This window comes from Vibrio sp. 1-1(7) (assembly GCF_013048485.1).
Taxonomy (GTDB): Bacteria; Pseudomonadota; Gammaproteobacteria; order Enterobacterales; family Vibrionaceae; genus Vibrio; species Vibrio fujianensis.
On record NZ_VHSP01000002.1, the window covers coordinates 716,393 to 728,838 of the forward strand.

General features: G+C 43.5%; 8 protein-coding genes. All 8 read right to left on the reverse strand.

Annotated elements, in window-relative coordinates:
- Nucleotides 1-503: 503 nt before the first annotated feature.
- The 8 genes from FKN05_RS11100 to FKN05_RS11135 all read right to left on the reverse strand — a co-directional run bounded on the left by FKN05_RS11100 (nt 504) and on the right by FKN05_RS11135 (nt 12,410).
- Nucleotides 504-2,138: an FGGY-family carbohydrate kinase gene (locus FKN05_RS11100; protein WP_099611262.1), complete on the reverse strand. Its 1,635-nt coding sequence runs from the start codon at nt 2,136-2,138 to the stop codon at nt 504-506.
- A gap of 11 nt (nt 2,139-2,149) precedes the next feature.
- On the reverse strand, nt 2,150-3,109 hold the full coding sequence (locus FKN05_RS11105; RefSeq protein ID WP_161426790.1) for an ABC transporter permease: 960 nt from the start codon (nt 3,107-3,109) through the stop codon (nt 2,150-2,152).
- A complete protein-coding gene (locus FKN05_RS11110; protein WP_099611263.1) occupies nt 3,109-4,107 on the reverse strand; it encodes an ABC transporter permease in 999 nt (332 codons plus the stop codon). Before FKN05_RS11110 ends, FKN05_RS11105 begins: the two co-directional genes overlap by 1 nt.
- A complete protein-coding gene (locus tag FKN05_RS11115; protein WP_099611264.1) occupies nt 4,100-5,593 on the reverse strand; it encodes a sugar ABC transporter ATP-binding protein in 1,494 nt (497 codons plus the stop codon). Before FKN05_RS11115 ends, FKN05_RS11110 begins: the two co-directional genes overlap by 8 nt.
- Before the next feature lie 70 nt (nt 5,594-5,663).
- Nucleotides 5,664-6,638 carry an autoinducer 2 ABC transporter substrate-binding protein gene (locus FKN05_RS11120; protein WP_170887502.1) on the reverse strand — a complete coding sequence of 325 codons (975 nt, stop codon included), beginning with the start codon at nt 6,636-6,638 and terminating at the stop codon, nt 5,664-5,666.
- 532 nt (nt 6,639-7,170) lie between these two features.
- On the reverse strand, nt 7,171-8,766 hold the full coding sequence (locus FKN05_RS11125) for an ABC-F family ATPase (RefSeq protein WP_099611265.1): 1,596 nt from the start codon (nt 8,764-8,766) through the stop codon (nt 7,171-7,173).
- Nucleotides 8,767-8,910: 144 nt separating this feature from the next.
- Complete coding sequence (locus FKN05_RS11130) at nt 8,911-10,905, reverse strand: peptidase U32 family protein (RefSeq protein WP_170887503.1); 1,995 nt, start codon at nt 10,903-10,905, stop codon at nt 8,911-8,913.
- 164 nt (nt 10,906-11,069) lie between these two features.
- Nucleotides 11,070-12,410, reverse strand: coding sequence for an MATE family efflux transporter (locus FKN05_RS11135; protein WP_170887504.1), 1,341 nt, complete (start codon nt 12,408-12,410; stop codon nt 11,070-11,072).
- Nucleotides 12,411-12,446: the final 36 nt, after the last annotated feature.

Below are 12,446 nucleotides of genomic sequence, written 5' to 3' on the forward strand. Positions count from 1 at the left end.
TGATCTTTTCATTGAATTCCATCGTGTGATGAGTCGATGTCGTGTTACCGGCAGCTCTCGATCAATTGGAAGCAATGAGCTCTTGTTAATGACAAACACACCATAACAACGAAAAAATAATTTCACAATCATATAAAATGAAATTTTTATTTTGCGTTTAAAAATTGAGAGTATTGCAGCATTTTTGTTCAGGGCTCATTAAAATTTCTTATTCATCAGAGTGAATATGAGAGAAGGTACGATATTCAAGCGCAACACAGGATAGGGTCGGTATAGAAAAATTCACGTCAACGCCGGGGACTCTACCGCTAAAAAGTGAAATGAAAGTTTTATTTATCACCATAATGGCGATGCTGTTTGTTATTGGAGTAACAAGAGCAAAAGCCACAAAATAACGTTATTTGATGCTATTTGTGGCTTTGAGCGGGGTAAATATCCCTTTCTAGTTGAAGCTGCAGCGATGTTAGCTACGTTCGTTCACCCCAACTGCTAAAACTGCCGAATTAGAAATCGGCCATTAGGCGCTTATATTCTGCATCATCTTGATACATTTTATGGAAAATTGTGTATTTGACTTCATAAAAGCGTTTAATTTTTTCGGTTTGTGGGGTTACACTTTTGCTGATACGGCTCATCGCATTCATGGCATCAGGAATATCACTATAAAACCCAGCGGCTACTGCGCCTAACATGGCGGAGCCAAGAATCACCGCTTCGCTCTCTTCCGGTAACAAGAAGATACATCCGGTGGCATTCGCATGTTCTTGCAGAAATACACTATTTTTAGTCCCGCCACCACAGGCCATAATGGTGTTGATTTCATAACCTGAACGATTCATCACTTCAATGATATGCCGGGTTCCTAGCGCAATGCCTTGAATGGTCGCTAAATATAGCAATGCCATATCATCGATTGTTTGGGACATTTTTAATCCAGTCATCGTCCCGGTAAGATGTGCATTAGCTCGCGGTGAACGGTTACCATGGAAATACGGTAACACGTGAATATCTTTGGTTAGAAAAGCGATGTTATCCTTACTTCCCGCTAAGGCAAGCAGACGTTCATTGAGGATCTGATAGACGGTTTTTCCTACCTTATCAGCTTGAGCTTTTACGCTAGGATACAAGGGATAAGAAGTAATCATATGATCAATCAATGCACCAGTAGCAGACTGCCCGCCTTCATTTAACCAATACCCTGGGATCATCGCGCTGTAGTAAGCTCCCCAGACGCCATCAATAAAACGCGCGGTTTTTGAAACGGCCATGTGACAAGAAGAGGTGCCACCAATCAAAGCTAATCGCTGATTAAAGTCTGCTTTATCTCCTGTCATTCCAGCCGCACCTAATACACCAATTCCCCCTGCATGAGCATCAATGATGGAAGTCGCCACCGCGGTTCCCGGAATTAAACCGAGATCGGAAGCCGCATGAGCGGTTAAGCCATCTCCTACTGGCTGCCCCATCGGTAGAATGCGCTCTCCGATCACTTTCGCATTACTGGCTAGTAAGTCTTCAAGGCCGATCTGATTAAAAAAGCTTTTGTCCCATTTCCCTTCATGGCCCAAGTAAGTCCATTTACAAACGGTTGAACAGAGTGAACGACTTGCATCAAAGGTGGCTTTCCAAGTCAAAAAATCAGGAAGATCAAAAAAATACCCCGCTTTTGCCCAAGTATTCGGCATATGCTGCTTCAACCAAAGTAACTTGGGAGTTTGCATCTCAGGTGAAATTCGATTTCCGACGTACGCCAGTACAGGGTGCTGCGTTCTATTGATGCGATCAGCCTGTACAATAGCTCGATGATCCATCCACATGATAATATTCTGCTCACTACGCCCAGTAGGGCTGACCGTTAAGGGTTGACCATTTGGGTCTAAAACCACCAAAGAGCAAGTGGCATCAAATCCTATTCCTTTCACTTGGATCGGGTCGATATTGGCCTGAGCAACGGCATCTTTGACGGCAAGACAGACGGATTGCCAGATATTTTCGGAAGATTGTTCAACAAAATCCGCTTGTGGTTTGAACATCAGCGTGTCGCGCTTTGCTTCGCCAACTTTACAGCCATGAGCATCAAACACCCCAGCTCGCGCGCTACCACTGCCTACATCAACGCCGATAAAATAAATACTCATAGATTTCACCGTTAAGCCTTATTCTTTTGTAAGAAAATAAATAAAATCAGAATGCCGCCCCAAAGGGCCATCGTGAGATAACTGCTTACCCCTAACAAATTCAGGCCACTTTCCAAGGTTTGTAGAACAATCAAGGCCAGCCCAATGCCAATAATTCGCCCAAAACCACCATCGGGATTAATCCCACCTAGCACGGAAGCGAGGATGGCAATCAACAGGTATGATTCACCATACCCTGCTTTGGCTGAGTTAAATTTCGCCATCATGACCAATGCGGCAACCCAACATAGGATTGAGGAAAGCACATACACCGCTAAGATGGCCTTTTTTGTATTAATCCCAGAAAAACGGGTGGCTTTTTCATTTGAGCCAATCAAATAGATGGTTCGGCCTAAACGGGTATGTTCGAGCAGCGCCCAAAGCCCAATCGCGAACACGACAAACAAGATAAGCGGCATCGGGATCCCCCAAAGCGTCCCATTTCCTAGCACCAATAAGGCATGAGGAAACCCTGAAATGACGCTTCCTCCTGAAATGAGCACATTCAACCCATTGATTAATGTCATCATTCCTAATGTTGCAAGAATAGGAGACACACCAACATAAGCAATTAACACTCCATTAAACAGCCCAACCACAACTGCGGTTAGCATGCCACCGGCTAAAGCGGCAACAAGCATGATTGCACTGTCTGGCGCTTGGGTGATAATACTGGCCATAACTAAACCACAGGCATTGGTTGTGGCAATAATCGATAAGTTAATGCCTCCAGTTAGCATACAGATCGCCATCGCCAGTGCGAGTAAACCAAGCAATGGCATTTGGGAGGACATCGACTGTAGGTTACCTAACGAAAAAAAAGCTTTGCCGGCAGATAAACCCATCGCCAATAAGATACCGGCTAAGATCACGAGCAAATAACGAATATTCTTATCGGTCGGTAGTGATAGTTTATTGAGAAACGCTTCCATTATGCCCCCTGCACTGCTTGTTTTTTTTCATTGATCGCTGTCATACTAATACTGCACACAATAATGAAGCCGGTAACAACCGTATGCCAATAGGAAGGAACGCCTAATATGGTTAGTCCATTTTTTACAATCGCTAGCAAAACAACGCCAAGAATAACGCCCAATAAAGTTCCCTTTCCGCCAGTCATACTAGTGCCTCCCAGCACGACCGCCGCTAGCACTGTCAGTTCAAAACCCATCAATGAATTTGGCGCGACCGACTGAGTGATTTGGGTCTGTACCACCGAAGCGATGCCCGCGAGAGCCCCCATATACCCATAAACGAATAAATGAATGCCAAAAAGATTAATCCCAATTCGACTGGCGGCATCGGCATTTCCCCCTACAGCATAAATTTGTCGTCCTAAGCGGGTTTTATTCATCAAAAAAGAGGTAACGAAAACCATCACGATTAAAGTCAGAATAGGAAGTGACAAGCCATAGTCATAACCATCATGACCGGTAAAAGTAAACAGCTCGATACCATCCATAAACCAGTCAGGAAAACCATATAACCACTCGCCGTTACTGGTATAGATCAGTAATCCAAAGAAGAGGTTTAAAGTAGAAATGGTAATAATAATGGCAGGCACTTTTAGCTTATACACCAGGATCGCATTAATCATCCCCAGTAAAATGCCCACAACGGTAGCAATGGCAAAAGCCACCATAAAATTACCGCCAAGATTTAACACGTAGCTCGCCATGACATATTGTGCGATGGCCGCGGTGGCAGGAAAAGAGATATCAATTCCTCCAGCGATCAAAACAACAAAGAGCCCACACGCCATGATGCCCAGAATTGCTGAACTGATAGACATATCAAATAAGTTACCTAAAGTGAAAAAATCTTCAGAGGTCATCGTCAATGCCATCATCATCAGCACAATCATCATCGACAGATAAAATTCGTGATGTTTCATTAATGCGGTAACAGACCGACGAACGAAATTAAGCATTGACCGCCTCCATAATCTCTTGCTCGGAACTGTAAACGGGATAGAAGTCATGGGTAAAACGTCCTTCTTTCATCACTATGACGCGATGACTGTTGTAAAACACTTCTGGTATTTCATCACTAACCATGATGATCGCGATGCCTTTTGTGGCAAGATCTTTCGCTATGGTGTAGATCGCTTCTTTATTAGCAACATCAACCCCAACGGTCGGAGAATCAAGAATCAGGACTTCTGGCTCGACAGCTATCCATTTTGCAATAGAAATACGCTGTGCATTGCCACCAGAGAGGCTAGTGACCGGTAGTTGAGGGTCGGCAACTTTAATCGAGAGCGATGAGATCAAAAGATCCACTAACTTATTCGCCTTGATATGGTCGAGAAATCCAGAAGGTTTTTGCAACCGGTCTAACACTGCAGCCGTAATGTTATCGCGAATCGTTTGCTCCATAACCAGACCGGTCGACATGCGATCTTCTGAAACATAACCAATACCATGAGCAATCGCATCGCGATTTGATTCAAATTGCACCGGCTGTCCATTCACCAATATTTGTCCCTGATCAGGTTTGGTCATACCAAATAAAGCCATACATAATTCAGTTCGGCCAGCGCCTAATAGACCCGTAATTGAGATGATTTCACCCGCTCGCACAGAAAAAGAAATATCACTAAACTGCCCTTTTTTCGTTAAACCTTTTGCTTCTAGCTTGATATCACCCTGCTCATGATAAGGAGTAAGTGGCGTAAATTTAAAACGCTGCCCCGTCATTAAAAAGGCCAATTTATCACTATCCACTTCATTAGCTTGATAAGTACCAATGGTTTTCCCATCGCGGATGACTGTGATGCGATCAGAGATTTCCATCACCTCATCGAGCTTATGGCTCACAAAAGCGACCGTAACACCTTTGGATTTGAGATCGGCGACGACATTAATCAAATGATTAACTTCCGTGCGGGTTAACGATGCGGTCGGTTCATCCATAATCATTAATTTGGCATCCGATGCCATAGCACGACAAATCGCCACAAGCTGACATTCAGCAATAGAGAGCTGTTCAACCCGTTTTTGTAACGGCAACGTCACGCCGACTTTTTCCATCGCTTTGAGGGCAATGCCTTGAATTCGTTTTTTTTGCACCAATCCTTTCGCCCACTCAATGTGATCTTGAATGGCAATATTCTCTGCAACGGTTAAGTTAGGAAATAATGATAAATCCTGATAAATCACTTGAATGCCGTATTCAATGGACTGCTGTGGAGTAAGTCTTGCATAGCTTTTGCCAGCAAGAATGATTTCTGCTCCTTTCTCTGGCGCATGAACACCGGAGATCACTTTAAATAATGTACTTTTACCGCAGCCATTTTTACCCGCTAAACAATGCACTTCACCTCGGTTAAAGGTGAGATTAATACCATCTAAAGCTTTTACTGAACCGAAATGCTTTGAAATATGCTTAAGAGTAATAAAAGGAGTACCTGACATAAGAATCTCCAGTAGTCATGAGGCGGCGTTGCGCCGCCCCAAATAAGAGTAGAGGAAGAACGTAGCGTGGTTAAAAACCTAACTGGCGAGCATTGGTTTTATCCACTTCTAAAATTTTATTGAATTTAATAACACGATTTTCAATATCAATGTCAGCCTCTCCAAGCCCTTCGACCGTCACGCCTTTTGATACATCATTACCTTCTAGCATCTGCTTTGCTACAGCAACCATGGCATAACCGGCATCGGCCGGGTTCCATAAGAAACCTTTATCTATTTCTCCGCGGGCCAAATATGGCGCAGCTTGACTAGGCATCATAATACCCACAACACTGATCTTATCTTTTGCACGTTTCTTTTTGATCGCTTCGCCAGCGCCAATCGCGCCCAAGGAGCCATAAGAAACAATGCCTGACATATCTGAGTGAGCTTTCATTAGATCATTGGTGGCTGCATAGGACTGGTCAATACTTTCAGCGACAGGCATCCGGCTGGTCACCTCATACATATCAGGATAATTTTTTTTCTGGTAATCGATGGCTAAATTTGCCCAGTTATTATGCAGAGGAACCGTTAATGACCCAACATAAACAGCATATCCTCCCTTCTCTCCCATATTTTTAGCTAACTCATCCATCGTTGCCTGCGCATAAGCTTGGTTATCAATAGTTTCAATATCCCAATCTGCGTTATGCTCATCTGGAGATTCATGAGTTAGGACAATAATGCCTTTCTCACGAGCTTTCTTAAATACAGGTTCCAATACCGTGACATCATTAGGAACTACCGTGATGGCATCAACGCCTTTAGCAATTAAATCTTCAATAATTTTAACTTGTTGTGCGGGATCAGGCGTTGAAGGGCCAAGTTGGCGAGCATTCACGCCAAAGTCACTTGCGGCTCGCTCAATCCCTTTGTTCATTTGGTTAAACCAAGGAATGCCGGAAACTTTTACGACATTGACTATTTCATAATCCTTGGCTTGTGCGCCGACAGCCGCAATAGCAAGCGTTAATGCGGCGACGTTTAATAAGATCTTTTTCATCTTCATCAATCCTTTCTTGGTGGTATGCAGGGTTAGGTGAATCGACACGAGAATGTTAAATCTAATATCAAGATATTATTGCCACCAAGGATAATAAACGTGATCTACACACGATATTGTTAATAGGTGGTTAGTAAAATGATAACTTAAGGTTTTATATATAGAGGGGTGTAAACTTACATAAAAAAATGAAGGGCAAAAGATCAAATTAAAAACAAATAAAAAACAATAAAAAAACAAAAAAGCCAATCAAATGGTAAAGCAATCGTTTTCTATCAATGATCATTCAATATAGAATGTGAATTTTGATCAATATATGAACAAAATCACTTTTATTTCTCAAAAATAATCATTTCTCACTCAATCGGGGGCATAAGAAAGAGTTTCCTCAATATAAAACCCTCCAACTCATTTAGCTTTTTTGTTATTAAGTAACCAATTTTTGTTTTAGAGTTTCAACGCTACCCAATTATGATAAAAAAGCCATCACATAACGCGATGGCTTATAAACATTATATGGTTGAACGAAAAATTAGCCCGTTAAACCTTGTTTAGCCAGATATTCATCATAGGTGCCGTGGAAATCGTTGACGCCTTGTTTGGTGATCTCAATAATGCGTGTGGCGATAGAAGAAACAAATTGGCGATCGTGAGATACGAACAGCAAAGTGCCTTTATAGTTCTCTAACGCTAAGTTCAACGCTTCGATTGATTCCATATCCATGTGGTTGGTTGGCTCGTCCATCAGTAAAATGTTGGGTTTTTGCATAATAAGCTTACCAAACAGCATGCGGCCCTGTTCACCACCGGAAATGACTTTTACCGATTTTTTAATGTCATTTTGTGAAAAGAGCATACGCCCCAAAATGCCGCGTACGGTTTGTTCATCTTCCCCTTCGTTTTTCCATTGGCTCATCCAGTCAAGCAAGGTCATCTCTTGGCTAAAATCATGCGCATGATCCTGTGCATAAAAACCGATGTTATGATTTTCAGACCACTTGATCATGCCAGCCATTGGCTCCATTACCCCAGCAAGGGTATTGAGCATGGTTGACTTACCGATCCCGTTTTCACCAATGATAGCAATGCGCTCACCCACTTCTACCATTAAGTTTACGTTATTAAACAAGATGTTGTCGCCATACCCTTGTTTAAGACCTTCAACTTCTAATGCGTTACGGAATAACTCTTTCTTCTGATCAAAACGGATAAATGGAGATTGACGGCTCGAAGGTTTTACTTCTTCAAGCTGAATTTTATCCAGCTGTTTCTGACGAGATGTTGCCTGTTTTGCTTTTGAGGCATTGGCAGAAAATCGGCTTACAAATGTTTGTAATTCAGCCATTTGTGCTTTTTTCTTCGCGTTATCAGCATGTAAACGCTCACGCGCTTGTTCTGCGGCAATCATATATTCATCATAGTTACCGTGGAACAAGCGTAATTCACCATAATCAAGATCCGCCATATGAGTACAGACGGTGTTCAAGAAATGACGGTCGTGCGAGATGATGATCATGGTACAGTTACGCGCCAGCAAGGTTTGTTCTAACCAAGCAATGGTATGCATGTCCAAGTTGTTGGTCGGTTCATCAAGCAGCATAATTTCAGGCTCAGCAAACAGCACTTGCGCCAGTAGGACTCGAAGCTTCAAACCCGGAGCAATTTCACTCATCAAACCAAAATGTTGCGCTTCGGGTATCCCCAAACCTAGCAGAAGTTCTCCTGCACGAGCTTCAGCAGAATAGCCGTCCATCTCCGCAAATTCGGTTTCAAGATCGCCCACTCGCATACCATCTTCATCGGTCATCTCCGGTAGGGCGTATATGCGATCGCGCTCTTCTTTTACTTTCCACAACTCTTTATGGCCCATGATGACGGTATCCACCACGGTAAATTCCTCGAACGCAAATTGATCCTGCCCTAATTTAGCCATACGTTCATTCGGGTCAGTCGAGACAGACCCCGCAGAAGGCTCCAGCTCACCGCTGAGGATTTTCATAAAGGTGGATTTACCACAACCGTTAGCACCAATCAGGCCATAACGGTTACCATTACCAAATTTAATCGAGATATTTTCAAATAATGGCTTATCGCCAAATTGCATGGTGATGTTTGCAGTCGTTAACACAGAGAATTCCAAGTTGTTGGATGGTAAAAGCAAAAGGTTGGCAAAAACCAACCTTTCAAAAAGTGGGGGCGATACTAACAGTTTTTGTGACAAATATCACCTGAGTTTGTCGATGGACTTTCCTTTTCAGTAACCAATGTGCCGTTATAAGCCTTTTTGGTACTGCTTGTTTGTGGTGCCTTGAATTTGCGTCAATAGCATTTCTTTAGCGGTAAGATCACCTTGTAAGGCGCGTTTAAATTGTTCGATAAGTGATCTCTTGTCCATCTGAATTTGAGTTTGGGTAGGAATGTGACGCAAGTCGATCATGAAATCGGTGTACAACGATGGTAAATCCTCTAAAACTGCGAGATTAAGGCAATTGACATCACTGTACAAACGGTTATGGCTCCCCTTCTGTTTATGAATGACATAAGGCCTCTCTTTTAACGAGATAATCGAAGCGGTTTTTTCACAACGCATCATGCAACCTTTGTTCATGCGCGGTTTCTTACACCCAACCGTTGACATAAAAAAGCATTGGCGACTGGTCATTAAATGTATCGGATGATAGAGGGTATAAAAGAGCCTAACGCCTTGTGGCCGAACAATCTTTCTCATTTGTAGAGCATTAATTTCATCGGAAATGAAAGCTCCAACGCCTTTTAATTCCTGCTGTATACATTGCAGAGCGAAGGAGTTGGTGATGTTAAGTTGTGGCCCCGCAACCCAGTTGATTCCTAAAGTTTGCGCAATATGAGCAACGCCCAGATTATCGGTTACCAGCAAATCGGGGTTGATCCTTCGGAGTAATTCGATGGCGGCTTGATAATGCTCACCAATCAGCACCGCAGGAAAAAATGGAATCAATGTGGGGTGATGGTTAAACAACGCGATCATCGCTTCAAGTTGATAGTTCAGTGCATCTGGAAGCTGATAGAAAAAAGAGACATCGCTGCATGAGTTCATAAGCTCCAAATCGCTAGAATCAGAAATCAACACCGATAATTGAGGTGGCGTGGTGATATCACTATTCGCCTGTTTTGGTATCGAAATATCACCTCTTCTGCTGTTACCTTTTAAACTACGGCGAGCTTTAGGTTCAATCGGCATCGTTCGAGTAAGCGTTTCAACCTTATCGATAATTTCAGTGGTCTTGTCATACAGGCGCTGCTTAACCTGTTTAACTTCATCAAGGTTACGACATTGATAAATGGTGGAGAAGTGCGTGGCGGCATGGTTTCTTGGGTTATCTATATACATGTCACGATGTATATCACCTTGTAAATAGCCATTGGTGAAATCACGGTTAAAGACATGGTATAGCTCTGTCATATCTTGCCGAATCGTCCCTGTTTCACAAAATTGGTCAATCTGCTTACGCCAGTTATCCACTACTGTATAAACATAATGTGGCTTTTTGATCCGCCCTTCGACTTTTAAAGAATACACTCCAGCTTTGGCTAAAGCGGCAATATCGGTGTATGCCGAGTTATCTTTTAAGTTAAGCGGATAGTTTTTTCCAACGGATGTCGTTTGATATTGATCTCGGCAGGGTTGGCTGCATCGACCTCGGTTGCCAGAAGCGCCACTGCGTTCAGAGCTGAAATAGCACAAACCAGAAAAACCAATGCAGTACGAGCCATGTACAAAGACTTCCGTCATTACATTATGCTGACGGCCCAATTGAGCCAGATGGGTAATTTCATCGATGTTCAGCTCACGTGAGAGGTTTACACGGCTGCTACCCAGTTGACTCAAAAGTAACATTTGACCTTCGTTATGCGTATTCATTTGAGTTGAGGCATGCATATCCAACTCAGGGAAATAATGCTTAATTATGTATGCTAACCCCAGATCCTGTACGATCACCCCATCCACATCTGACCCAGCTAACTGTTGAAGTAAGCGGATAACAGAAGGAATTTCATTTTCCAACAGCACAATATTTATGGTGATAAAAATTTTACACTGGTGTTGATGTGCCAGCGTTAAAACGCTATCCAAGATATCTAATGTGATATTGGTCGCTCGGTTGCGGGCGTTAAACCTTTCCAAACCACAATAAATAGCATCAGCTCCGGCTACTATTGCGGCTTTAATTGAATCCAAATCCCCGCCAGGGGCTAATAACTCAAACTGTTCTTTTGGGAAAAACAAACGACTGACTCTTTTTCATTTCATTGGGTCAGGCATTATAGCGATCTCGGTCACAAAACCCTTGATGTGGCTCAGGTGAGAGCGACATCTAAGATTTATTTTAAGAAAGTGATGAACAAATCTTATTTGATGCCACTCAACACTTTCTAGAGTCTGTTGACAGGTTAAAGTAATTGATATTTAGCCCAAACCGCTGAGCGCCAACGTATACCCATGATAATTCCGCGAACCCATTCATCCAACGCTATCGCCATCCAAGCACCGAATACGCCATAACCCCAGTGAATACCGAGTAGATACGAAAACACCACGCCTAAGCCCCACATACTCAAAATGCCCATTTGCACCGGGAATTGGATGTCCCCAGCTCCTTTCAATGCAGAGATAAAAATCAAGTTAAACACTCGCCCAGCTTCAAGCAGGATAGATCCCATCACTAAAGCCCCCGTAAGTCGCAAAACTTCTGGATTCTGCGTAAATAACGTTAAGATGGAATCGCGGAAAAAATAAATCAGACTGGCAGCGGTAACGGAGGTGGTAAACCCCACGAGAAAGTAGAGTTGTACCCGTTTGAGGATACTGTCTACCCAACCTTTACCGATGTAGTAACCAGTTTGAATTTGCGTTGCTTGGCCAATGGCTAAGGCAAACGCAAAAGAGAAACGCGCGATGTTTTGCGCGTAGGTAAACGCCGCAAGAGACGAAGTACCCATTTGCACCACAAAATAGACGATGGTAATCTGCGCCATATTGTACGAAAGCACTTCCCCTGCGTTCATGCCGCCGATTTTGAGGATTCGCTTATAGACCGCGTTGGGCACTTGTGCAAGGGAACGCATCGGCAAGTCGATGGCGCTACGCCACAGCAGCACGCCTAAAATCGTCGTGCCGATCACTTGGCTCACCACCGTCGCAATCGCTACCCCTTGTACACCATATACGGGCAAACCAAACGGCTGATAGAGTGCAATGTAGTTCCCCATAACGTTCAGCACGCCACTGATAAGGTTAACCGTCATGGGTGAGCGCGAATAACCGTGGCTGCGCAAAATGGTGGTAAACACAATACCAATAGTGACGTTAAAGGTCAGCGCCCCGCTGATAAGCAGGTATTCTTGCGCATACTGTTCGACTTGTGCTTCAAGTCCGTAGTAAGGAAGCAGATGCATCGCACCGAGTACCGCCAACACACTGAGGATCACCCCAATCATGCTGGAAAGCGCGATGCTCGCCACCCCAACGTGGGAGGAATCTTGATCGCGCCCTGCACCGTTGTATTGTGCAATAAGAATCCCGGTGCCGCTACTGACAACAGTAGAGATGATGATGAGGAAAAACGTCAGTTGGGTGATCACCCCCACCGCAGAAACCGCTTTGTCCGAATAACCAGAGAGCATGAATACATCACTGGTGCCGAGTGCTGTCCGTAGCAAAATTTCCACTAATATCGGCCACGCGAGCGTCACGATAGACATACGCTGGTTGATATTTTGGGTTTTAGCCATCTTGTTGACCTTAAATATGAATAACGATTGTCGAAA

Bases quoted from the DNA above. Each gene is read 5' to 3' on its own strand.
- FKN05_RS11100 (WP_099611262.1), bottom strand. From the start codon at position 2,138: ATGAGTATTTATTTTATCGGCGTTGATGTAGGCAGTGGTAGCGCGCGA.
- FKN05_RS11105 (WP_161426790.1), bottom strand. From the start codon at position 3,109: ATGGAAGCGTTTCTCAATAAACTATCACTACCGACCGATAAGAATATT.
- FKN05_RS11110 (WP_099611263.1), bottom strand. From the start codon at position 4,107: ATGCTTAATTTCGTTCGTCGGTCTGTTACCGCATTAATGAAACATCAC.
- FKN05_RS11115 (WP_099611264.1), bottom strand. From the start codon at position 5,593: ATGTCAGGTACTCCTTTTATTACTCTTAAGCATATTTCAAAGCATTTC.
- FKN05_RS11120 (WP_170887502.1), bottom strand. From the start codon at position 6,638: ATGAAAAAGATCTTATTAAACGTCGCCGCATTAACGCTTGCTATTGCG.
- FKN05_RS11135 (WP_170887504.1), bottom strand. From the start codon at position 12,410: ATGGCTAAAACCCAAAATATCAACCAGCGTATGTCTATCGTGACGCTC.